This window comes from Nonomuraea sp. NPDC050663, assembly GCF_044456985.1.
Taxonomy (GTDB): domain Bacteria; phylum Actinomycetota; class Actinomycetes; order Streptosporangiales; family Streptosporangiaceae; genus Nonomuraea.
On record NZ_JBITGL010000002.1, the window covers coordinates 497,056 to 518,885 of the forward strand.

The 21,830-nt window shown below is 72.2% G+C and carries 26 protein-coding genes; 17 read left to right on the top strand and 9 right to left on the bottom strand.

Going from position 1 to position 21,830, the window contains the following annotated elements:
* Window positions 1-4 precede the first annotated feature (4 nt).
* Genes ACIBH1_RS07015 through ACIBH1_RS07030 form a run of 4 tightly spaced genes read left to right on the top strand, consistent with a single transcriptional unit; the run spans window position 5 to window position 3,790 of the window.
* A complete protein-coding gene (locus ACIBH1_RS07015) occupies window positions 5-1,048 on the top strand; it encodes an iron-siderophore ABC transporter substrate-binding protein (protein WP_397312661.1) in 1,044 nt (347 codons plus the stop codon).
* A gap of 41 nt (window positions 1,049-1,089) precedes the next feature.
* A complete protein-coding gene (locus ACIBH1_RS07020; RefSeq protein ID WP_397313096.1) occupies window positions 1,090-2,013 on the top strand; it encodes a FecCD family ABC transporter permease in 924 nt (307 codons plus the stop codon).
* Window positions 2,010-3,002 carry a FecCD family ABC transporter permease gene (locus tag ACIBH1_RS07025; RefSeq protein WP_397312662.1) on the top strand — a complete coding sequence of 331 codons (993 nt, stop codon included), beginning with the start codon at window positions 2,010-2,012 and terminating at the stop codon, window positions 3,000-3,002. The genes ACIBH1_RS07020 and ACIBH1_RS07025 overlap by 4 nt, the downstream gene beginning before the upstream one ends.
* On the top strand, window positions 2,999-3,790 hold the full coding sequence (locus tag ACIBH1_RS07030) for an ABC transporter ATP-binding protein (protein ID WP_397312663.1): 792 nt from the start codon (window positions 2,999-3,001) through the stop codon (window positions 3,788-3,790). Before ACIBH1_RS07025 ends, ACIBH1_RS07030 begins: the two co-directional genes overlap by 4 nt.
* Here ACIBH1_RS07030 and ACIBH1_RS07035 read toward each other — a convergent pair.
* Window positions 3,777-4,691, bottom strand: coding sequence for an endonuclease/exonuclease/phosphatase family protein (locus ACIBH1_RS07035; protein ID WP_397312664.1), 915 nt, complete (start codon window positions 4,689-4,691; stop codon window positions 3,777-3,779). The two genes, ACIBH1_RS07030 and ACIBH1_RS07035, sit on opposite strands and share 14 nt — an antisense overlap.
* Before the next feature lie 52 nt (window positions 4,692-4,743).
* On the opposite strand from ACIBH1_RS07035, the gene ACIBH1_RS07040 reads away from it, so the two are divergent.
* Window positions 4,744-5,997: an ArgE/DapE family deacylase gene (locus ACIBH1_RS07040; RefSeq protein ID WP_397312665.1), complete on the top strand. Its 1,254-nt coding sequence runs from the start codon at window positions 4,744-4,746 to the stop codon at window positions 5,995-5,997.
* 11 nt (window positions 5,998-6,008) lie between these two features.
* On the opposite strand, the gene ACIBH1_RS07045 is transcribed toward ACIBH1_RS07040, so the two are convergent.
* Window positions 6,009-6,344 carry a rhodanese-like domain-containing protein gene (locus ACIBH1_RS07045; RefSeq protein WP_397312666.1) on the bottom strand — a complete coding sequence of 112 codons (336 nt, stop codon included), beginning with the start codon at window positions 6,342-6,344 and terminating at the stop codon, window positions 6,009-6,011.
* 37 nt (window positions 6,345-6,381) lie between these two features.
* Here ACIBH1_RS07045 and ACIBH1_RS07050 point away from each other — a divergent pair, with 37 nt between their 5' ends.
* Entirely contained in the window at window positions 6,382-6,978 is a 597-nt protein-coding gene (locus ACIBH1_RS07050) for a TetR/AcrR family transcriptional regulator (RefSeq protein ID WP_397312667.1), read from the top strand.
* A gap of 8 nt (window positions 6,979-6,986) precedes the next feature.
* Here the strand turns inward: ACIBH1_RS07050 and ACIBH1_RS07055 are convergent, their stop codons facing one another.
* Both ACIBH1_RS07055 and ACIBH1_RS07060 read right to left on the bottom strand, forming a co-directional pair.
* Entirely contained in the window at window positions 6,987-7,895 is a 909-nt protein-coding gene (locus ACIBH1_RS07055) for a phosphotransferase enzyme family protein (RefSeq protein ID WP_397312668.1), read from the bottom strand.
* A gap of 44 nt (window positions 7,896-7,939) precedes the next feature.
* Complete coding sequence (locus ACIBH1_RS07060; RefSeq protein ID WP_397312669.1) at window positions 7,940-8,476, bottom strand: cysteine hydrolase family protein; 537 nt, start codon at window positions 8,474-8,476, stop codon at window positions 7,940-7,942.
* A gap of 86 nt (window positions 8,477-8,562) precedes the next feature.
* Between ACIBH1_RS07060 and ACIBH1_RS07065 the strand changes: the two genes are divergently transcribed.
* Together ACIBH1_RS07065 and ACIBH1_RS07070 are read left to right on the top strand one after the other, a co-directional pair.
* Window positions 8,563-9,546: a GlxA family transcriptional regulator gene (locus ACIBH1_RS07065; RefSeq protein WP_397312670.1), complete on the top strand. Its 984-nt coding sequence runs from the start codon at window positions 8,563-8,565 to the stop codon at window positions 9,544-9,546.
* A gap of 70 nt (window positions 9,547-9,616) precedes the next feature.
* On the top strand, window positions 9,617-10,225 hold the full coding sequence (locus ACIBH1_RS07070) for a cysteine hydrolase family protein (protein WP_397312671.1): 609 nt from the start codon (window positions 9,617-9,619) through the stop codon (window positions 10,223-10,225).
* Window positions 10,226-10,316: 91 nt separating this feature from the next.
* Here the strand turns inward: ACIBH1_RS07070 and ACIBH1_RS07075 are convergent, their stop codons facing one another.
* Entirely contained in the window at window positions 10,317-12,707 is a 2,391-nt protein-coding gene (locus ACIBH1_RS07075; RefSeq protein WP_397312672.1) for a helicase-associated domain-containing protein, read from the bottom strand.
* Window positions 12,708-12,783: 76 nt separating this feature from the next.
* A complete protein-coding gene (locus ACIBH1_RS07080; RefSeq protein ID WP_397312673.1) occupies window positions 12,784-13,263 on the bottom strand; it encodes an ATP-binding protein in 480 nt (159 codons plus the stop codon).
* A 162-nt stretch (window positions 13,264-13,425) separates the two neighbouring features.
* Here ACIBH1_RS07080 and ACIBH1_RS07085 point away from each other — a divergent pair, with 162 nt between their 5' ends.
* From ACIBH1_RS07085 to ACIBH1_RS07110, 6 genes are all read left to right on the top strand, one after another.
* On the top strand, window positions 13,426-14,286 hold the full coding sequence (locus tag ACIBH1_RS07085) for a helix-turn-helix transcriptional regulator (protein WP_246377123.1): 861 nt from the start codon (window positions 13,426-13,428) through the stop codon (window positions 14,284-14,286).
* Window positions 14,287-14,532, top strand: a complete 246-nt coding sequence (locus tag ACIBH1_RS07090) for a DUF397 domain-containing protein (protein WP_181608108.1) — start codon at window positions 14,287-14,289, stop codon at window positions 14,530-14,532.
* Window positions 14,533-14,610: 78 nt separating this feature from the next.
* Window positions 14,611-14,856 carry a hypothetical protein gene (locus ACIBH1_RS07095; protein ID WP_397312674.1) on the top strand — a complete coding sequence of 82 codons (246 nt, stop codon included), beginning with the start codon at window positions 14,611-14,613 and terminating at the stop codon, window positions 14,854-14,856.
* Between the two features lie 36 nt (window positions 14,857-14,892).
* The gene (locus tag ACIBH1_RS07100) at window positions 14,893-15,636 is read left to right on the top strand and encodes a hypothetical protein (protein ID WP_397312675.1); all 744 of its coding nucleotides are present in this window, start codon (window positions 14,893-14,895) and stop codon (window positions 15,634-15,636) included.
* 28 nt (window positions 15,637-15,664) lie between these two features.
* Window positions 15,665-16,549: a hypothetical protein gene (locus ACIBH1_RS07105; protein WP_397312676.1), complete on the top strand. Its 885-nt coding sequence runs from the start codon at window positions 15,665-15,667 to the stop codon at window positions 16,547-16,549.
* Window positions 16,549-16,812 (top strand): sigma factor, encoded by a 264-nt coding sequence (locus ACIBH1_RS07110; protein ID WP_397312677.1) that lies wholly within the window; start codon window positions 16,549-16,551, stop codon window positions 16,810-16,812. The genes ACIBH1_RS07105 and ACIBH1_RS07110 overlap by 1 nt, the downstream gene beginning before the upstream one ends.
* Here ACIBH1_RS07110 and ACIBH1_RS07115 read toward each other — a convergent pair whose 3' ends face one another.
* On the bottom strand, window positions 16,813-17,382 hold the full coding sequence (locus ACIBH1_RS07115; RefSeq protein WP_397312678.1) for a histidine phosphatase family protein: 570 nt from the start codon (window positions 17,380-17,382) through the stop codon (window positions 16,813-16,815).
* Window positions 17,383-17,393: 11 nt separating this feature from the next.
* Window positions 17,394-18,272 carry a TIGR03621 family F420-dependent LLM class oxidoreductase gene (locus tag ACIBH1_RS07120; protein WP_397312679.1) on the bottom strand — a complete coding sequence of 293 codons (879 nt, stop codon included), beginning with the start codon at window positions 18,270-18,272 and terminating at the stop codon, window positions 17,394-17,396.
* A gap of 44 nt (window positions 18,273-18,316) precedes the next feature.
* Between ACIBH1_RS07120 and ACIBH1_RS07125 the strand changes: the two genes are divergently transcribed.
* From ACIBH1_RS07125 to ACIBH1_RS07135, 3 genes are read left to right on the top strand one after another with little or no spacing between them, the layout of a single operon-like run.
* Window positions 18,317-19,060: a phytanoyl-CoA dioxygenase family protein gene (locus tag ACIBH1_RS07125; protein ID WP_397312680.1), complete on the top strand. Its 744-nt coding sequence runs from the start codon at window positions 18,317-18,319 to the stop codon at window positions 19,058-19,060.
* On the top strand, window positions 19,045-19,989 hold the full coding sequence (locus ACIBH1_RS07130; RefSeq protein ID WP_397312681.1) for a phosphotriesterase: 945 nt from the start codon (window positions 19,045-19,047) through the stop codon (window positions 19,987-19,989). Before ACIBH1_RS07125 ends, ACIBH1_RS07130 begins: the two co-directional genes overlap by 16 nt.
* A complete protein-coding gene (locus tag ACIBH1_RS07135; RefSeq protein ID WP_397312682.1) occupies window positions 19,979-21,157 on the top strand; it encodes a cytochrome P450 in 1,179 nt (392 codons plus the stop codon). The genes ACIBH1_RS07130 and ACIBH1_RS07135 overlap by 11 nt, the downstream gene beginning before the upstream one ends.
* On the opposite strand, the gene ACIBH1_RS07140 is transcribed toward ACIBH1_RS07135, so the two are convergent.
* Entirely contained in the window at window positions 21,154-21,807 is a 654-nt protein-coding gene (locus ACIBH1_RS07140) for a hypothetical protein (RefSeq protein ID WP_397312683.1), read from the bottom strand. The genes ACIBH1_RS07135 and ACIBH1_RS07140 overlap by 4 nt on opposite strands.
* Window positions 21,808-21,830 lie beyond the last annotated feature (23 nt).

Sequence of the window (21,830 nt, forward strand, 5' to 3'; positions counted from 1 at the left end):
CTTCATGTCGCCCAGGTTCCACCGCTACGTGGCCGCTGCCGCCGTCGCGGCCCTCTCCCTGACCGCCTGCTCGTCGACTCCCGAGGCCACCACCTCGGCCGCGCCGACGCCCGCGCAGTCCAGCGCGGCAGCGGCCGCCTTCCCCGTCACGATCAAGCACGCCCTGGGCGAAGCGGTGATCAACGAGGAGCCCAAGCGGGTCGTCACGCTCGGACAGGGCTCCGCGGAGACCTCGATCGCGCTGGGCGTCGTCCCCGTCGGCATCGAGGAGTACACCTGGGGCGCCGACCCCAAGACCGGCTACCTGCCGTGGATCCACGAGGCGGTCACCAAGGCCGGTGGCACGCTGCCCAAGCAGTTCGCCGGAATGGAGAACCTCGACGTCGAGTCCATCGTCGAGCTCGACCCCGACGTGATCCTCGCCCCGTGGTCGGGCATCACCAAGGAGCAGTACGACGTCCTGAAGGACATCGCGCCCACGGTCGCCTATCCCGACCTGCCCTGGTCCACCAACTGGGACCAGCAGATCGAGACCGTCGCCACCGCGCTGGGCAAGCCCGCCGAGGGTCCCGAGCTCATCGAGCAGGTCAAGAAGCAGCTGGCCGACGCCGGCGCGACCCGCCCGCAGTACAAGGACGTCTCCTTCTCCTACATCTACAACACCGGCCCCGGCACGCTCGGCATCTTCAAGCCCGACGAGCAGCGTGTGGCCTTCCTGTCGATGCTCGGCCTGAAGGTCGACCCGGTCGTCGACGAGTTCAAGGAGACCGAGGGCACGGACTCGGCGCTGATCGGCCTGGAGAACGCCCAGAAGCTCGCGGGCAGCGACGTCCTGTTCACCTTCTACATGGACGAGAAGGCCCGCAAGACGGTCGAGGCGCAGAAGCTCTACGCCGAGATCCCCGCGGTCAAGCGAGGCGGCATCGTCTACAGCCACGACACCGCCTTCGTCACCGCCTCCTCGATCATCAACCCGCTGACCGTCCCGTGGGTGGTGGACAAGTACCTGCCGCTGATCGACAAGGCCGTCGCCACCGTCAAGAAGTGATCAAGCGCCTCATCGTGGCCCTCGCCGTCCTGGCGGGGGCCATGCTGGCGAGCATCGCCTTCGGCAGCCACCCCACCTCCTTCGGCGACGTCCTGGACGTGCTCTCCGGCACGGCCGACCCGAACATCGCCACCGTCATCGAGAGCCGCTACCCGCGCACCGCGCTCGGCGTGCTCGCCGGGATCTGCCTGGCCGTGGCCGGCACCCTGATGCAGGGCGTGACGCGCAACCCGCTGGCCGACCCCGGCCTCCTGGGCGTCACCGCGGGCGCCTCGGCCGCGATCGTCACCTCGATCGCCTTCCTCGGCATGTCGGGCAACGCCGTCTGGTGGGCGCTGCCCGGCGGCCTGCTGGCCGGACTCCTGGTCCACGTGATCGGCTCGTCCGGCGGCGGTTCAGGGGTGGCCAGGCTGGTGCTTGCGGGCGCCGTCGTCAGCGCCGTGCTCACCGCCTACGTGCAGGCGGTCACGCTCAGCCTGCCCAAGGTCTTCGACAGCTACCGCTACTGGGTGGTGGGCGCGCTCGGCGGGCGCGGCTTCGACGTGCTCACCTCCGTGCTGCCCGTGGCCGTCGCCGGGCTGCTGCTGGCCGCCGTGCTCGGCTCCGGCCTGAACACCCTCGCGCTGGGCGAGGAGTCGGCGGCGGCGCTGGGCGCCAACCCCGGGCTGACCCGCGCGCTCGGCATGCTGGCCGCGGTGCTCCTCAGCACCGCCGCCACCGCCGCGGTGGGCCCCATCGCCTTCGTGGGACTCGCCGTGCCTCACATCTCGCGCTGGCTGGCCGGCACCGACAGCCGCGCCCAGCTCCTCTTCTCGGCCCTCGTCGGGCCCGCCCTGCTGCTGCTCGCCGACGTCGTGGGCCGGCTGGTGCTGGCGCCGACGGAGCTGATGGTCGGCGTGGTGACCGCCTTCGTGGGCGCGCCCGCGCTGCTGCTGGCCGTACGGAGAATGAAGGCGGCCGCATGATCCGCATCCCCATCGCGCGCAGGGCCGTGGCCGTCGCGGCAGGACTGGTCGTGCTGCTGCTGGCCGCAGGAGTCGCCACGCTCACCCTCGGCCGGCTGGGCGTCTCGCCGGCCGACCTGACGAGCTGGCCGCCCACGGGCAAGTCGAAGTTCGTGCTCGAACGGCTGCGCGGCCCCCGCCTGGTCGTGGCGGCCGGCGTCGGCGCCGCCCTGGGCCTGTCGGGCGCGCTCTTCCAGAACGTCACCCGCAACCCGCTCGGCAGCCCCGACGTCATCGGGCTCAGCACCGGGGCGGGAGCCGGCGCCGCCATCGCCGCGCTGCTGTTCCCCGGCGTGCTCCCGACGCCGGTCGGCGCGCTGGCCGGCGCGGTCGCCGCCATGGCCCTGGTCTACTTTTCCACCGGCACGGGCTTCCGCCACCCCGGACGGCTCATCGTCGCGGGCATCGGCGTCTTCGCGATCGGCACCGCGATCATCCAGTACGTCGTCTACGCCGTCGAACGCGACAAGGCCAGCGTGCTGACCGCCTACGTCAACGGCAGCCTCAACACCCGCTCCTGGGAGCAGGCGGCGACGATCTGGCTGGTCCTGCTGGTCGTCGTCCCCTTCGTGATGCTGCTGTCGCGCCGCCTGACGATGTCGGAGCTCGGCGACGAACTCGCCGCCGGGCTCGGCGCGGAGCCGCAGCAGGCGCGCGTGGCCGCCGTGGCCCTGTCGATCGTGCTGAGCGCCGGCGCGGTCGCCGTCGCCGGGCCGATCTCCTTCATCGCGCTGACCGCGCCCCAGATCGCGCGCAGGCTGACCCGGCTGCCGGGACCGCACCTGACGCTGTCGGCGCTGACCGGCGCGGTCCTGCTGGTGCTCGCCGACCTGGCCGCCCAGCAGGCGCCGATCCCGGTCAGCCTGCCCGTCGGCATCTACACCCTGGCCCTCGGCGGCCTCTACCTCGGCTACCTGCTGATCCGCGAGTGGAAGAAGGGCACCCTGTGAAGCTGGCCACCCGGAACCTGACGATCTCGTACGGCGCGGCCCCGGTCGTGGGCGACCTCACCCTCGACATCCCCGAGGGCGAGTTCACGATGATCATCGGACCGAACGGTTGCGGCAAGTCGACCCTGGTCAAGGCGCTCGGCCGGGTGCTCAAGCCCGACTCCGGCACGGTGGAGCTCGACGGCAGGGACCTGTGGTCCTACCGCGGCAGGGAGGCGGCGCGCAAGGTCGCGCTGCTGCCGCAGAACCCGGTCGCCCCCGAGGGCATCACCGTCTCCGGCCTGGTGAGGCGCGGCAGGTACCCCCACCACACGCTGCTGCGTCAGTGGTCGCGCGACGACGAGGGCGCCATCGCCGCCGCGCTGGAGCGCACCGGCCTCACCGAGCTGGCCGACGCCCAGGCCGGGCAGCTGTCCGGCGGGCAGCGCCAGCGCGCCTGGATCGCCATGGTGCTGGCCCAGCAGACCGGCCTGCTGCTGCTCGACGAGCCGACGACCTTCCTCGACATCTCCCACCAGTACGAGCTGCTCGAGCTCTGTCGCGACCTGCACGACGAGGGCAAGACCATCGTGGCCGTGCTGCACGACCTCAACCAGGCCGCCCGCTTCGCCACGCACCTGATCGTCATGGACGGCGGCAAGGTCGTGGCGCAGGGCCCGCCGTCGCGGATCGTCACCTCGGAGCTGGTGCGCGAGGTCTTCCGCCTGGAGTGCGACGTGCTGCCCGACCCGCGCACCGCGACGCCGATGGTGGTGCCCCACGCCGGGCGGGTGATCACGGCACCGTGAGGTCGGCCATGACCGGCCGGTGGTCGGTGCCCGCCAGCGGGAGCACCTCGAAGCCGCGCACGCCCAGGCGGCGGTCGGCCAGCACGTGGTCGATCGTCACGCCGGGCACCGCCCCGTAGCCCATCATCGGCCACGTCGCCGTCAGCCCCCGGCCGGTGACGTCACCCGCGTCCCGGTATCCGCCGTCGAGCAGGTCGCGCATCAGCGGATGGTCCAGCGTCGCGTTGAAGTCGCCCGCGAGCACCACCGGTCTCTCGCCGCCCGCCCGCGGCAGCGCCTCCAGTCCCGTGCGCCAGCAGGGCAGCCGGTCACCCCGGTGCGGCGCGCACGGATGCACCGAGACGACCTCCACCTGGCGGCCCGCCGGCAGCGTGAGCACCGCCCTGACCTGGCGGAAGTGCCCGTACTCGATCAGCGGCAGCTCCGTCAGCGGATGGCGCGCGTAGATCGCCGAGCCGACCGCCCCGCCGGTCTCCCGCTCGATCGCGTACGGCAGCAGCCTGCCCAGCCGCCGCTTGGACGCCGGGGTCAGCTCCTGCACCGTCACCACGTCGGGCCGCACCCGCTCGACCAGTTCCAGCACCGCCGCGGCGTCGGCGCCTCCCAGCCGCAGGTTCATCGCCAGCACCCGCAACGGCTGCCCTCCTGGCTCGGCGCCCGCGTCGGAGAAGTGGCGCGGCAGCACCGCCGCGGCCAGCGCGAGCGAGGCCACCAGCATCGCCCCGATCGCCACCCGCCGCCGCGCCAGCACCGCCACGAACAGCCCCAGCGCCGACGCCAGGGCGACGTACGGGGTGTAGGCCACCAGCGCCACCCACAACCACACGTGGTCGAGCGGGGAGTGGCGGAGAACCGCCCAGGTCACGAAGATGCCGGTGACGGCATGGAGGATCCACTTCACACCTGGTATCTCCACTCGCGCGATCAGGAGTTCGCCTGCGAAGGTAAGCCTCATGCATGATGTGGAAGCGCGGGTGCTGAACGCGATCGATGACGCCGGGACGGTCGAGCTGCTGGCCGAGGCGGTGAGGGTGCCCAGCGTGACCGGCACCGATGCCGAGTCCGACCTGCAGCACCGCTTCGCCCGGCTGCTGACCGAGGCGGATCTCGACGTCGACGTCTGGAAGCTCGACCTCGGCGCGTTGCGCGCCGCCGAGGGTTTTCCCGGCACCGAGGCCGAGCGGGTCGAGGGCTACGGCGTGGTCGGGGTGACGCCGGGCGAGGGTGAGCCGGCGCTGGTGTTGCAGGGGCACGTCGACGTGGTGCCGACCGGCGACTTGGCCAAGTGGCAGGGCAGCGACCCGTTCGCGGCGCGGATCACCGGTGACACCCTGCACGGGCGCGGCGCCTGCGACATGAAGGCGGGCCTGGTGGCGAACGTGGCGGTGGTGCGCGCGCTGCGCCGGGCCGGGGTGCGGCTGGTGCGGCCCCTGGCGGTGCACTGCGTGGTCAGCGAGGAGGACGGCGGCCTGGGGGCCTTCGCGACCCTGGCGCGCGGGCACTCGGGCGAGGCGGCGGTGATCACGGAGCCGACCAGCGGCACCGTGATCACCGCGAACGCCGGGGCGCTGACCTTCCGGCTGGAGGTGGCCGGGATGGCGGCCCACGGCGCCACCCGCGCGGAGGGTGTCAGCGCGATCGAGATGTTCTGGCCGGTGTTCGAGACCCTCAGGCGCCTGGAGGCCTCGCGCAACCGTGATCTGCCCGCGCTGTTCGACGGCAACGTCCTGCCGTACCCGATCGAGATCGGCACCGTCAGGTCGGGCGACTGGGCCAGCACCGTGCCCGACCTGCTGGTGGCGGAGGGCCGCCTGGGGGTGCGTCTCGACGAGGATCCGGCCGAGGCGCGTGCCGCCTTCGAGGAGGCCGTGGACGACGTCGCGCATCCGTGGCTGCGGGCACACCCGGTGACGGTGACCTGGCCGGGCGGGCAGTTCGCCAGCGGACGGCTGCCGGCGGCGCATCCGCTGCTGGGGGAGGTGAACGCCGCCGTGGCCGCCGTGCGGGGCGGCGTCCCCGCGGAGACGGCCGCGCCGTACGGCAGCGATCTGCGGTTGTACAACGGCGGCGGGATCCCGGCGCTGCACTACGGGCCGGGCGACGTGCGTTTCGCGCACGCGCCGCGCGAGCAGGTGGCGCTGGGCGAGCTGCGCGAGGTCACGCGGGCGCTGGCCCTGCTGGCCGTACGGCGGTGCGGGGTGCGCTAGCCGCCCGCGGGTTACACGCTGACGCCGGTCTCGACGGGCAGCCCGGCCTCCACCCAGTCCTGGATGCCCTCGCGGTACTTGCGCACGTTGGTGTATCCCAGCCCGGCCAGCCTGACCGCGACGGCCTCGCTGTTGGCGCACGCCGGGTTGGAGCAGTAGGTGACGATGGCGGCGTGCCGGTCGGGCAGCAGCTCGGCGGCGCGCGCGGCCACCTCGCTCTCCACGAGTGCGATCGCGCCCGGCAGGTGCTGCTGGGCGTAGTAGTCGCCGCCGAGGGCGTCGACGACGGTCACGGTGCCCGCGGCGATGGCGGCCTCGAGGTCGGCGCGCGAGATGAGCTCGGTCATTTGCAGCCTCCAGATCAAGTGGACTACAGTCCGTTTTGTGGATGGCTTGGAAATTACCGGACCGCAGTCCGGTTCGTCAAGGCGGGTCCGTGCGGACGCCGCGCGCAATCGCGAGAAGGTGCTGGCGGCCGCGGCCCGGCTGTTCCGCGAGAAGGGCGTCGCGGCCGTCTCGATGGACGCCGTCGCCGCCGAGGCGGGAGTCGGGAAGGGCACGATCTTCCGCGCCTTCGGCGACAAGTCGGGACTGGCCGTGGCCCTGCTCGACACGCAGGAGACGCTTCTGCAGGAGGGGGTCCTGTCGGGGCCGCCGCCGCTCGGTCCCGGCGCGCCCGCGCGCGAGCGCCTGGGCGCCTTCTTCGACGCCTACCTCGACTACCTCTTCGACCACCTGGACCTGGTCCGGATGTCGGAGACCGCCAGCCCGGGCGCCCGCTACCGCATCGGCGCCTACCGGTTCTGGCACCGGCACGTGACGGTGCTGCTGGAGGAGGGCAGGCCGCAGGGCGACGCGGCGGTGCTCGCGCACCTGCTGCTGGCAGGCGTGTCGGGCGAGCTCGCCGGGGTGCTGGGGGAGGAGTACGGCAGGGAGCGGACGCGGGCCGGGATCACCGCCCTGGTCGAGGCTCTCGTCTGACCCGGGCGCTAGGCGGCGGCGTCCAGGACCCGCTCGAAGGCCTCCACATCCGGCAGGTGCGCCAGCACGTCCGTGACGGCCTCGACGGCGAAGCGCCGGTGCTCGGGGTCGGCGCCCTCGTCGGCGGCGAGCCTCGCCTGGGCGTCGAGGTAGTTGAGCAGGACGGCCGCCTCCATGGAGAACGCCCCCAGCCCGCTGGGCGGCTCCAGGCCGCAGGCGCGCCGGTAGGCGGCCACGGTCGCCTTCACGCCCTCGCCGTCCACCACCCCGTCGTGGTGGTGCCAGCGCAGCAGCGTGCCCGCCAGCTCCCGTTCGGGCACGCCGGGGCCGGTGTTGTCCCAGTCGAGCACCACCAGGCCGCCGTCGGGGGCGCGCATCAGGTTCGACTGCTTCATGTCCAGGTGGCACAGCCGGGCGCTGCCCGAGTCGGCGGGCCGGACCAGGGCGGCCAGCTCGGCGAGCCGCTCTTCGTACGGCGCGGCCTCGGGGATCTCGCTCCACCGCCCCGGCGCCGCCACCCGGTCGTACCAGGGATCGACGGGCCGCCCGGTGACCATCGCGGTCGCGTGCAGGGTGCCGAGGATCGTGCCGGCCTCCTCGGCGTCGGCCGGGCTTCCGGGGACGCCGTCGGCCCAGGAGTAGAGCCGCACCTGCGTGCCGTCGCGCTCGGCCAGGTAGGCGCCGCTCGTCGTGGGCAGGTTCAGCGGGGCGCGCAGGCCCAGCTCCACGGCGCGATCGCGCAGGGCGGCCTCCTCGCGGACGACTGCCTCGTCGAGGCCCGCCCAGAAGAACTCCTTCATCGCGTAGCTCCTGCCGCCGCTGCCGAGACGCCAGATCCTGCCCATCGCGCCGCGGCCGGCCACGCTCATGGTGCCCTCCGCCAGGCCGTACTCCGCGAACACCCACGCCATCGACATGGCACGCAGCCTGCCCGCCCGCCCCGCCGGCGGTCCACCGGATTTCAGAGGCAGCGCGCGCCCGGCAGGGCCTCGGCGCGCATGTTGCAGGTCATCATCCGCATCGCCGCCTCGGCCAGGTCGGCGTGGATGTGGGCGACGCAGTCGGCGGCCACCCGGACGTCGAACTCCCGCACGTAGGCGTCAAGGGCGCTGTAGAGCACGCACTGCTCGGTCACCTGTCCGGCCAGCACCACCGTGTCCACCCGCTTCCTGTGCAGGAGGTACTCCAGAGAGGTGCCGAAGAAGGCGCTGTGGCGCACCTTGGGCAGGAACGGGCAGCCCTCGGGCGGCACGATCGGCTCCACGAGGTCGGGCCGCCGCCCCTCCAGGGCGCGCCGCGTGAGCTCCGCCGGTCCGGCGGTGAAGTCGCCGTGGTTGTCATTGACGTAGACGAGCTCGACGTCGTCGCGTTCCTCTGCCTGCCGGATCAGGGCCGCCATCGGGCCGACGACCTCCTCGACGCTCTTGGCCAGCAGGTCGGCGTCGTCGTGGTCGTAGCTGTTGAGCATGTCCATGACGACCAGCGCGGTGACGTTCATCCTGGTCCCCTACCCAGGCCCGCGTGTCCGTATGTGACAGATAACTGTCGTTGCGGTCATTCGGTGCGTTCGGTGACAATCAAGACATGTCCACCGCACATCGCGTCGTGATCGCGCTCTTCCCGGACGTCGACCTGCTCGACGTCACCGGCCCGGCCGAGGTGTTCGCCCTGGCCAACCGGATCGCCGGGCGAGCGCTGTACGACGTGCGGCTGGCCGGGCCCGAGGGCGGCCACGTCACCACCTCGGCAGGGGTACGGCTGGTCGCCGACCTCAGCTTCGACGAGGTCGGCGACCAGGTCGACACCCTGCTGGTGCCCGGCGCGGTGGAGGTCACGCCCGACGGGCCGCGCGCCCTGACGGATCCCGGCGTGGTGGCCTGGGTACGGCACGCGGCACCCGCCGCGCGCCGGGTGGCGTCGGTGTGCGTCGGCGCCCACATCCTGGCCGAGGCCGGGCTCCTCGCGGGCCTGACCGCCACCACCCACTGGTCGACCGCCGCCCAGCTGGCGGCCGACCATCCCGAGGTCACGGTCGATCCCGACCCCATCTTCGTGCGCTCCAGCGCCCGGGTGTGGACGGGGGCGGGCATCAGCGCCTGCCTCGACCTGACGCTCGCCCTGGTCGCCGAGGACCACGGCGAGGAGACGGCCCTGGCCGTCGCCCGCGAGCTGGTCATGTACCTCAAACGCCAGGGAGGCCAGAGCCAGTTCAGCGTGCCGCTCGCGCATGCCGCCACCGGGCGCCGCGACATCGACGAGCTGCGCCTGTGGATCGCCGAGCACCTCGGTGAGGAGCTCACCCTCGTCGAGCTGGCCGCCAGGATGGGGCTCAGCCAGCGCCAGTTCGCCCGGGTCTTCCGCCAGCAGACCGGCACCACCCCGGCGGCCTACATCGAGTCCGCGCGGGTGGAGGTGGCCAGACGCCTGCTGGAGACCACCGACCTGCCCCTGGCCCGGGTGGCGGCCGACAGCGGGCTCGGGTCGGTGGAGACCCTGCACCGCGCCTTCCGCCGCCGCCTGGGCGCCGGGCCAGGCACCTACCGCCGCCGTTTCCACACGGTGGCCTGATCTCACCTCGCTCGTCCCAGCCGCCGTCCCGCGGCGGCGCGAGCATGCAGAAAACCGAAAGGAACCCGACATGAGCACCACGCTCTCCCGGACGCTGCGCGAAGTCGTCGGCCTGCCCGCGGACCTGCCGCGCCTGGCCGACACCACCCTCGTCATGATCGACTACCAGAACACCTACCGCACCGGCGTCATGGCGCTGCCCGGCGCCGAGGCCGCGCTCCAGGCGGGGGCCCGGCTGCTGGAGCGTGCACGTGCAGCCGGCGCGCGCGTCGTCCACATCGTCAACGACGGCGGGCCGGGCTCGCCGTACGACATCCGCGAGGAGATCGGCTCCATCAGCCCGCAGGTCGCGCCGCGCGACGGCGAGCCCGTGGTCGTCAAGACGGCGCCCAACGCCTTCCACGAGACCGAGCTCGACCGGGTGCTCAAGGACCTGGGAGCCGGGACGGACCTGGTTCTGGCGGGGTTCATGACCCACATGTGCGTCACGTTCACGGCGGAGGGCGCGTTCCTGCGGGGCTACCGGCCGGTGGTCGTCGCCGACGCCTGCGCCTCGCGCTCGCTGGCCGGCCCTGACGGCGCGCCGCTGGACCACGACGCGCTGCACCGGGCCGCGCTGACGACCATCGGCGACCTGTTCGGCCTCGTGGTGCCGACCGCCGCCGCCCTGGAGGCCTGACCGGCCCTCCGGCCGACACCGCTCTGGAGGCCTGACCGGCCCTCCGGCCGACACCGCCCTGGAGGCCTGACCGGTCCTCCGGGCGTGCTCGTCAGAAGGTCGCGCGGACCTCGACGATCTCGGCGAGCGGGAACTCCAGGTAGTCGCCCGCCTCCTCGCACCAGGCGTCGAGCACGCCGCCCCGGAGCTCGCCGTGACTGATGGTCGCGGTGAGCCCGTCGGTGAGGCGGATGCCCGCCCGCACCCCCCGGTCGACCACGAACCCCAGCAGCGACTGCTGGGCCGTGGGCAGCCGGGTGGCCGTGCGCCCGATGACCGCCCACGTGCGGGCGCCCACCTCGACGTTCTCGTGGGCGGTGACCAGGCGCTTGGCGTGTTCGTGCGGATCGGGGGTGGGCTCGGTGAGCACGTAGGGTGGCGGCAGCTCGGCGACCTGGCCGCCGGGCAGCAGGATGAGCTTGCCGTTCTGCGGCTCCTCGACCCTGGTGCGCCGCCGGATCTCGACCTCGCCGGTGTCGGCGACGGTGACGGGCGCGTAGCCGTTCTCGCGCAGCAGGGCGAGCGTGCGCTCGGCCGGGGCGGAGCTGACCAGCACCGTGGGGGCCAGCAGCCGCAGGCCCAGGCGCGACAGGCGGCGGTGGCCGGCGATCTCGGCCAGCAGCCCGGGATCGGAGGCCTGCACGATGCAGCCGACGGTGGTCACGGTGACCTCGCCGTGGCGGCGGGCCACGTCGCGCACCAGGTACTCCAGGGGCTGCGGGATCGCGCCCACGGAGGCCAGCTCCTCCAGCAACTCGTCGCAGTCGTAGCCGTCGTCGAGCGCGCGGCGCACGCTCTCGGCCGAGAAACGCCAGACCGAGGCGGCGCCGCGCGACTCGCGGTCGGCCGAGCGGTCGAGCAGGGCGGCCAGTTCGGCGGAGGGCGGCCCGGTCACCACGGCGGTCAGGTCGGGGCCGAACAGGGCGCTGCGCCGCACGCTGGCCAGGGCGCGGGTGGAGACCTCGACCAGGTGGGGGTCGTGTTCGACGACCGGCACGCAGTCGTCGTTCTCGTCGCCCGCCTTGGCGGCCAGGCCCGCCAGCGCCCGGCCCAGGTCGGTCAGGGCGTTGTTGGCCAGGACGCCGAGCAGCCTGGCCTCGTCGAGCACCGCGGGGGCGCACTCGGCGAGCAGGGCCTGGTCGAGCAGCGGGGCGTGCCAGTGGACCGCGCGGACCAGCGCGCCGCGTTCGGCGAAGGCGATGCCCGAGGGCAGCGAGCACAGCACCTGCACGACGGCGCGGCGTACGCGGGCGATGGCGGCGCCCGACTGCTCGTCGCCGAGCGCGGTGGGGTACTTGCCGTCGATCTTGCGCAGGGACGAGCGTTCCATGCGCCACCACGCCGACAGCAGCACGCGCAGCCGGACCGAGCCCTCGTCGAGCCGCCAGCGGTCGAACCGGTCGGTGGGCACCATGCCGCCCGACTTGTCGTCGAGGGCCAGCAGGCGCGCGACGGCGCAGATCTCCAGGAGCAGCCGGGCCTCGTCCTCGTCGCAGCCGGTCTCCTTGGCGAGCCTGCGCACCTCGCGCACGCCCACGCCGCCGGTCTTCAGCAGGGGCAGCGGCGTCTTGGCGGTGTTGTCGAGCAGGGCGGCGCAGCGTTCGACGAGGTGCGGCGCGGCCAACGTCATCAGGTGGTCGACCTCTTCCGGATCGACCGGGATGCCCGGGATCTCGGGGGCGACGGGGGTGAAGGGCGGGTGGTAGTCGGGGCCGCGCAGGCTCAGCGCCACCTCGCGCGGCATCTCGGCGACGTGCCAGTTGGGGCGGTAGAGCAGGCCGTGGTCGGCGGCCCAGCGCTCGGGGGTGCCGGGCAGGACGAAGCGGTTGCCGTCGACGTCGCGCAGCGGGCCGTCCCAGGCGAACTCCTCCAGGAACTGGCGGGTGCCCTCCGGGGCGTTGGACAGCAGGCCGGTCAGGCGGGTGGCGTCGCCGAGCACCTCGGCGACGCGGGCGATCGTGCGCCGCCGGTTGCCGTGCGGCGGGAGTCCGAGGTTGCGCGAGAGCAGGCGCAGCGTGTCGTTGCTGATCGTCCAGGAGTTCAGGTAGTGGTCGAGCGGCTCGCCCAGTCCGAGCGGAGCGGTCCACCAGCGCGAGACCGCCTCGGCGAGGTGGATGTGGCCGTCGCGGTCGGGCCAGGCCAGGGCGTGGTCGTAGAGGCCGTCGAGCCAGTGGCGCACGTCGTCGGCGGTGGCGTCGAGGAACTCCGCGAGGGCGGGGACGGTGGGGGAGTCGAGCACGAGGCAGGTCTGCGCGAGCTCCAGGCACGGCTGGGGCAGGCTGCGCATCGCCTCCATCACGGCGAAGCCGTTGGTCAGCCGCTGCGCGAGCGACTCCAGCCGCCGGGGCCAGGGTGCCGCGATCGCGTCCTGCCGGTTGGTGAGGACGCGGGCAAGTCGGTCTTCGTCGAGTGTTCGCAGCCAGCCGAGCAGGTGATCATCCATCGGTCAGCACTCTCAGGGGTCGCGCGCGGGACTCGCCGTGAGCCATGACCATCCACGGTAGTGCAGATCACCGTTGTCAGGAGAGGACTGCCCAGACGATCTTCCCTTTTGGTGAGAGTGCCGACCACCCCCAGCGGAGGCTGAGTGTGTCGACGATGTGCAGCCCGAGCCCGCCGACGTCGAGCGGTCCTGCGTAGCGCAGCACCGGGACCGATGGGCCGGGGTCGGTGAAGGCGCAGGTCACGAGCCTGCCCCGCCGTACGAGGGACATCTGTACGGCAGGCGGCACCCCGCCCAGCGCCAGCCCGTGCCGTAACGCGTTGGTCGCCAGCTCGGAGACGACCAGCTCCATGTTGTCCACGAGCTCGGTCAGTCCCCATGCGGCGAGCGCGCCGGAGGTGAAGCTCCGCGCCGAGTGCACGGACGACGCCGCGGGGGGAAGGGCGAACGTGGCGCTGGAGGTGGGGCCGCCTTCGAGGAGGTCACGGGCCGCGTCGGGCCACCAGCCGACCGGGGGCCACCAGTCGAAGGTGGTCCAAGTCTTTGTGGACTGCACATGATCATTCTGAGGCAGAATGTCGTGCATGTGCAAGAGCGAATGCACGTGCAGAGAAGGCGTGCATTCGCTACGGTTACGGATGAAAAAAGGTACTCCGGGGGAAAGGAACCTTCCTGTCAGACTATGAGTTAGGAACCGACTAAGGAGCAGCACGTGTCCATGGATCCACCTGGATCGGGGTCGACCGTCCGGCGCATCATGCTCGGAGCGAGCCTGCGCCGGCTGCGCGAGAACGTGGGGCTGGAGCGCGATGCGGCCGGGTTCCATATCCGCGCGTCCGCGTCCAAGATCAGCCGCATGGAGCTCGGCCGCGTCGGCTTCAAGACACGTGACGTGGAGGATCTGCTCACGCTCTACGGCGTCAGCGACAACGCCGAGCGCCGTGCCCTGCTGGAGATGGTGCGAGAGGCCAACACCCCCGGGTGGTGGCACAAGTACTCAGACGTCCTGCCCGGCTGGTTCACGACCTACGTGGGCCTGGAAGAGGCGGCGACCCTCATCCGCACCTACGAGGTCCAGTTCGTGCCCGGACTGCTCCAGACGGCCAACTACGCGCGGGCCGTCTACCGCCTGGGCAACCCCGATGCAACTCCCGAGGACGTAGAACGGCGCGTGCGCTCACGTCTGCAGCGCCAGCAACGTTTCACCCAGAAAGACGGCCCCCGCCTCTGGGCGGTCATCGACGAGGCCGCGCTCAGGAGGATCATCGGCGGTACGGAGATCATGGCCGAGCAGCTTCAGCATCTGCTGCACGTCGCGACCCTTCCGCACATCACCATCCAGGTGATGCCGTTCAAGTACGGCTCGCACGCCGCGGAGGGTGGCGCGTTCAGCATTCTGCGGTTTCCCGAGTCCGACCTGTCGGACGTCGTCTATGTCGAACAGCTCTGGGGTGCTCTCTACCTGGACAAGCGTGAGGACATCGACCCGTACCTCACCGCCATGGACCAGCTGTGCGTGGAGAGCACCACGCCCGGCGGCACCGTCGAGCTCATCGACGCTCATCTCAGAAAGATGTAGATGGACCACACCTACAACGGCATGCCCGCCCGCGACCTCACGGAGCTCACCGGGGCCGCGTGGCGCAAGAGCCGCTACAGCAACTCCCAGGGCAACTGCGTGGAGCTCGCCGAGCTCCCCGACGGGGCGATCGCGGTCCGCAACTCGCGCTTCCCCGACGGTCCCGCGCTGATCTACACCCGAGCAGAGATGCGGGCCCTGGTGCTCGGGGTCAAGGACGGGGAGTTCGACACCCTCCTGGTGTAACTGCGTGTTAACAGCCCGGCGCATCCGCTTAACGCGGGTGCGCCGGTCGCGTAACAGGTCAGCGGCACAATCGAGTCCATGCTCGACCAGATGACGCTCTATCCCATAGCCGACGACGTCCTGATCGCCCCCGGCGGCAAGGTCGTGGTCCGCACCTACGGCATCGCCTCAGACTCCGAGCGGGTCTCCTATCGCACCTGGGTCACCGGCCTGCGCGACCAGCCGCGCTACTGGCACTGGGGACAGTACGAGGAGGCCGCCAGCGGCCACCGCAAGGTGCTCGAGTGGCTGACCGGACGGGGGCCGCAGCCGATGGTAGCCTAGCAATCGCTTGGTCAAATCCAGCGAGGAGGGCCGCCGATGCGCCGCGGGATCTACCTGATCGAAGAAGTCGACTTCCGGCCCATGAACTCCCGCAGGCCCCTCGAATACCTGACCTGGCTCACCCGCTACAAACGCGAGGACGAGAACCTCCAGCGCCACACGCTCACCGAGGGCATGTCCATCAGATCCCGCGAGATCGACCTGGTGGGAGCCTTCTACGCCGTCGGCATCACCGGGCACCAGCAGTTCAAGGCCGTCACGCTCTGGCACTGCCACGGGGGCTGGGACGGAGGCTGGCGCCAGATGCTGGAGATCTACGACGGCGTCGACGACAAGCTGTTCCTGTCCGACATCGACGACCTGCGCTTCTCCGCCTTCTCCCGGCCGCTCGGCGCCGTGCACGGCACCCCGGGGCTGGGCGACACCGTCAGGCCCCTCTACCTCTACGAGAGCGCCACCGTCCGGCCGGGCGCCGCGCTCGACTACCTGGCCGCCGTGCGCGAGGAACGGCTGCCGGTGCTGCGCGAGCACGGCCACGACCTGGTGGGCCTGTACGAGGTGCTGATGTGCGACAACGAGGTCGTCACGCTGTGGGGCACCACCATCGACGCCCACCTGGCCGTGCAGCGCGCCCGCGACGCCGCGCTCGGGCTCGACGACGAGGTGGCGGCCGACCCCCGCCTGCTCGACTGGTCCAAGCGTGCCCGCGACTACCTGGAGGGCCCGTGGCGCGAGACCCTGCTCGCGCCCTTCCCCGGCTCTCGCCTTGCGCCCGGCTAGCGGGTAGCGTCGGCAGGCGGAGGCACACATGGCCGACGAATACTGGCGGAACGGGCAGCCGCAGCCGCCGCGGCACGGCCCCGACTGCCCGGAGTGCGCTCTCGCGCTGGCGTCGATAGGGGTCCTGGAGCAGGAGGCAGCCCCGCCGCCGCGCCTGCGCGAGGCGGTGCTGTCCAAGGCCAGGCGCGTCAGGCCGCCGGCCAGGCCCGAGGTCGTCGAGGCCGCGGTGCCGTACGCCGCCCAGCTCGCCCTCATGGACGAACTGCTCACGGAGCTGAGCGACGACGAGTGGAGCGCGCCGGTCGTCAAGCACGGCACGGTGCGCGGCATGGTCGAGCACCTGGCCGCCAACGACCGCCCGGTGGCCGCGCTCATGGGCGTGCCCGACGGCCCGTGGCCCCGGTTGTGGCGCGGCCAGGCCACCACGCTGCTCGAACGTTTCTCCCGCAACGCCGGGCCGCTCCTGGAGGTCGAGGTGGATCTGGCGGGCCGCTCGCCCGCCCGCGGCTCCCTGCGCGCGGCGATGGTGCAGCGGGCCTTCGAGACGTGGACCCACGCCGACGACATCCGCACCGCGCTCGCCCGGCCGCTGACGGCGCCCGATCCCGATCACGTGCGCCGCATCGCCGGCTTCGCGATCCCGAAGCTGCCCAGGGCCCGCCAGGGTCCGCCGCGCGACGTCGCGGTGATGATCTCGCTGCTCGGTCCCGGCGGCGGCACCTGGACGGTCTCGCTGTCGGAGGTGCCCGGCCGGAGGGTGCCGCTGGCACTCACGCTCAGGGCCGACGCCGTCGGATTCTGCCGCCTGATGGCCGGCCGCGTGCCGCCCGACGACTTCCCCTACGAGGCGGAGGGCCGCGCCGCGCTCGCCCACGAGGTGGTCTGGGCCGCCTCCAGGCTGGGATGTGACTGATGGACGACCACGCGCTGCACATCCGCCTGGTGGCGGGCGACCTCGACGCCCTGGCCGAGCTGTACGACCTGCACAGCCCCTTCGTGTACGGCGTGGCCCTGCGGGTCACCGGCAGCGAGGGACTGGCCGAGACGATCACCCAGGAGCTGTTCGCGCACCTGTGGGAGCGGCCCGGTCAGTTCGACCCCGCGCTCGGCTCGCTGCGCGGCTGGCTGGTCTCGCGCAGCCTGCACGACGCGGCCACCCGCATCGAGGTCAGCTGATCAGCTCGTCACGGGGGCGTTCCAGGTCAGCACGACCTCCCTGGCGTGCTCGTGGCCCAGCCGGGAGTAGGTGCCGGTGTCGAGGCGGAAGAACCGGCCGTCGGCAGCGGGCAGCCCCAGCCAGCGCGCGGTGAAGACCCGCAGGAAATGACCGTGCGCCACGACGGCGACGTCACCCTCCACGTCCTTCACGCGGGCGATCACCCGATCTGCACGTGCACCGACGTCGTCGGCACTCTCACCGCCCGGCACGCCGTCGTCCCACAGGTACCACCCGGGCCTGGACTCCCTGATCACCGGGGTGGTGATGCCCTCGTAGTCGCCGTAGTCCCACTCCCACAGGTCGGGCTCGATCTCGTAATCGGTCAGCCCGGCCAGGTCCGCCGTGCGGCGTGCACGTGCAGCGGGACTCACCAGCACCAGGGCGAAATCGTGCGCCCGCGCCACCGGCCTCAGCAGCTTGGCCTGCGACTCGCCGTTGGCGGTCAGGGGCAGGTCGGTGCGGCCGGTGTGGCGCCCGTTCTTGCTCCACTCGGTCTCACCATGCCTGAGCAGCAACATCTCGTTCATGGCTCCATCATCTACGTGCCGCTCAGCTCTTCCACGACGGGGGTGAACCTGTCCAGGTCGTCGTCGTAGTGCAGCACGTAGGTGGAGATGTCGTGCTCCGAGCGCCAGTGACGGAGCTTGTCGGCGACGTCCCGCGTGGTGCCGGGCAGGACCTGCGGCGAGCCGGCCGACCCCTGGGCGAAGCTCCACGACCGTCCTGGCCGGGCGTCGCCGACCTGGAGCACGCTGGTGCCGAGCTCCAGCTCGTCGTAGCGCTCCGCCGTACGCAGCAGGTCGACCTTGGCCGCGAAGCCGGTGTCGGCCGGGTCGGGCCCGCTGCCGTCGGGCAGCACCCGCGAGGCGAGGTTGATCACGTCGGCCTCGCGGGCGGCGAGCTCCAGCAGGCGGCGGCCGCCCCCGCCGAGCAGCAGCCTGGGCCGCCCCGACGGCTGCTGGCGCAGCGCCTCGATTCGGTAGTGCTCGCCGTGGAAGGTGAGCGGCTCGCCCGACCACAGTCCCTTGAGCACGGTGATCGCCTCGGCCAGGCGCGAGATCCGCACGCCGGGAGGGTCGAAGGCCAGCCCGGAGCCCGCGTAGTCCTGCGCGAGCCAGCCGGTGCCCAGCCCCAGGTCCAGGCGGCCCTCCGAGAGCAGGTGCAGGGTGGCGGCCTCCTTGGCCAGCACGGCGGGATGGTGGAAGTCGTTGGCCAGCACCAGCGTGCCGACGCGCAGCGTGGTCGTGGCGCAGGCGGCCGCGGTGAGGGCGACCATCGGCGCCAGCCGGTCGCCGACGAGGTGGTCGGGCACGTAGAGGGCGTCGAAGCCGGTCGACTCCAGCCGCCTCGCCTGCTCGGACCACTGCTTGGCGGAGGCCGCTGAACGCAGGACCGCCGCGAATCGGAAGCGCCGCATGCCCGGACTTTACCAAGCGCTTGCTACGCGCAACACTGGACGCCATGCGCGATGTCACCGACCACGAGGTCGCCGCCTTCAGGCGCGACGGCTGGGTGCACCTGCCCGGACTGGTCGAGGAGGTGGGCGAGCTGCGCGAACGCGCGATCGAACGGCTCCGTGCCCGCTCCACGGCCCACGTCACGCTGGTGGACGAGGCCTTCGGCCAGAGCCGCGACGTGGCGCTGGAGGAGCAGCGCTTCGCCGGGCTGATGACCTCCTTCGGCCCCAACGCCGTCCGGCTGCTGCGCGGCGTGGAGGCGGTGCGGGTCCAGGTCACCAACCTGCTCGTCAAGGAGCCGGGCGAACACGGCGCCACCGAGTTCCACCAGGACTTCCCGTGGATGCCGATGGACCGCTCGGCCATGCTCACCCTCTGGGTGGCGCTCGTGGACGTGCCGGCCGCGATGGGGTCGCTGCGCTTCTACACCGGCTCGCACGCCCACGGCCTGCTCGGGCGCAGCTTCGTGCGCGAAGGCGACGACCAGCTCACCGCCCACCCGTGGCTGCGGGACCTCGCCCTCTCGTCGCCGCTCGACCTGGCCGCGGGCGACGCCACCGTGCACCACAGCCTCACCGTGCACGGCGCCCCCGCCAACCGGGGCAGCGGGACCCGCCTGTCGTTCACCGCGACCTACTTCGACGCCGAGACCCTCTACACCGGCGCGCCGTACAAGCAGACCGACGAGCTGGAGCTCAAGGTCAACCAGCCCTTCGACCACCCGAGGTTCCCGTGCCTGAGACCGTGAGGGGCCCCGTCGCCGACCTCGGCGCCACGCTCATGCACGAGCACGTCTTCGGCCTCAGCCCCGAGATCCTGTGGAACTGGCCCGACATCCCCGAGCGGCGCGACGTACGGCAGGCCGCCGCCAAGCTCGACGCCCTCAAGGCGGAGGGCATCGACACCATCGTCGACCTGACCGTGGTCGGGCTGGGGCGCTACGTCCCCGCCGTGCAGGAGGTCGCCGCGCTCACCGAGGTCAACATCGTGGCCGCGACCGGCCTGTACACCTACGACGCGCTGCCCCCCTACTTCGGCAACCGCGGTCCAGGCTCGCTGTTCGGCGGCCCCGACCGGCTGGCGGAGTTCTTCGTGCGCGACATCGCCGAGGGCATCGGCCGCACCGGGGTCAAGGCGGCCATCCTCAAGTGCGCCACCGACAAGCCCGGCATGACGCGCGGCTGCGAGCGGGTCTTCCGCGCGGTGGCCGAGGCGCACCTGGAGACCGGGGCGCCGATCACCACCCACAGCAGCGAGCCGGGCGGCCTGGAGCAGCAGCGGCTGCTGGCCGAGTGCGGCGTCGACCTGGCGAACGTGGTGATCGGCCACGCGGGCGACTCCACGAACCTGGCCTACCTGGAGGAGCTGCTCGCGGCCGGCTCCTCGCTCGGCATGGACCGCTTCGGCATCGACACCTTCTGCTCCTTCGAGGACCGCGTGTCGACGCTGGTGACCCTGTGCGAGCGCGGCCACGCGGGACGCCTGGTGCTGGGCCACGACTCCTACTGCTTCAACGACCGCTTCGACGCCGACGTCGTGCGGCGGCGCCATCCGGACTACCACCTGCTGCACATCTCCCGCGACGTGCTCCCGGAGCTGCGCAAGCGCGGCGTCACGGAGGAGCAGATCACCCAGATGCTCGTCGACAACCCCCGGAGGATCCTCGGTGGACTTTGACGTCTCCTCGGACTGGCACGTCGCCGCGCCGTACGACTTCCTGCGCACGCTGCGCCACGAGCACCCGGTCTTCCGCAGCGAGCACCTGGGCGCCTACGTGCTGAGCCGCTACAGCGACGTGCGCGGCGCCTACGCCGATCCGCGCCGCTTCTCCTCCAAGGGCTCGCTGACGATCTCGCGCAGCCTCACCGAGGAGACCAAGGCCAGGCTGGGCGAGCACGGCTCGTTCCTGTCGAGCTTCGTCGCCAACGTCGACCCGCCCGACCACACCCGGCTGCGCCGTTCGGTCTCGCGCGCCTTCACCCCGCGCGCGGTCGCCAACCTGGAACGGCGGTTCCGCGAGCTCAACGAGCGGCTGCTCGACCGCGTCGCACCGCAGGGCAAGGCCGACTTCGTGACCGAGCTCGGACACGAGCCCTCGGTCAAGCTCACCGCCCGCTTCATCGGCGTGCCGGAGGAGGACGAGGCCTTCGTCCAGGCCAGGGTGAAGGACTGGTTCCAGCTGTTCCTGTCGCCGCAGCCGCCCGAGCGCCAGCTCGAACTCGCCGACGGCTTCCTGACCTACCTCGCCTACGTCGACCGCCTGGTCGCCGCCCGCCGCGACGACCCGCGCGACGACTTCGTCACCCTGATGACCGGCAGCGAGCTGTCGCACCGCGAGGTGGTGGAGCTGATCTCCACGATCCTGCTGGGCGGCAACGACACCGTCCCCAACCAGCTCGGCAACAGCGTGCTGCGGCTGCTGCGCGAGGGCGTCTGGCCGGTGCCGGGCGAGCGGCTGGCGGGAGCGGTCGAGGAGTGCATGCGCATCGACGGCGCCTCGCTCGGCTCCTTCCGCTACGCGACGGAGGACATCGAGCTGCACGGCGTCACGATCCCGCGTGGCTCGCTGGTGCTGCTGTCGACCGACTCGGCCGCCCACGACGAGACCGTCTTCCCCGAGCCGGGACGGTTCGTGATCGACCGGCCCAACGCCGACGCCCACCTGGTCTTCGGCTACGGCATCCACTTCTGCGTGGGCGCCGCGCTCGGCCGCCTGCAACTGCGCACCGCCCTGGAGGTGCTCGGCGACCGGCTGCCCGGTCTGAGACTGGTCGAGCAGCCGGTCGTCTACCGCACCTCCCTCGTCGGGCGGGCGCTCGCCGCCCTGCCGGTGGAGTGGGCCTAACGCTTGAGCAGTCCCAGGGAGACGCCGCCCATGCCGGCCGCCAGCGCGGCCCAGGCGATCGCGGCGAACACGTTGCCGAGCCCGGCGAACCAGGCGACGGGGACCAGGAAGGGCGCCACGATCAGCGTGATCGCCGCCCAGGCGGGACCCGTCCTGCCGAGCAGTACGGCCACACCGAGGATCACCAGGCCGAGCAGCCCGGCGAACCACACCAGGCCCAGGGGCGAGGTGGGCAGGTCGTTCATCTCGGCGTTGTAGAGCCGGGTCGCGGTCGTCACGTCCAGCCCCGCCTTGCTGGCCGCGTAGAGGGTGTCGTCGGTGTTGCCCGACAGCGGGAGCGCCAGGGAGAAGGCCATGATCATGCCGACCAGCCCGAGCGCCGGCCTGCCCGCGCGCGCCACGCGGGCGACCCCGAAGAGCGCGGGAACGGTCAGGACCATCGCCAGGGCGCTGATCCACGACTGCATGGGGTAGGAGCCGAGGTTGTCGTAGAAGTTCTGGACGTACGGCTGCCCCTCCTCGGTCACCCCGGGCGGGGCGGTGACCAGGAGCAGCACGAACAGCAGCGGCATCAGGAACGCCGAGGCGACCATGGCGTAGCGGGCGAAGGTGTCGGCGCCCGACCTGGACGTGGTGTCGAGACTCGTCATGGCATCAAGGTCACTCGGTCGGG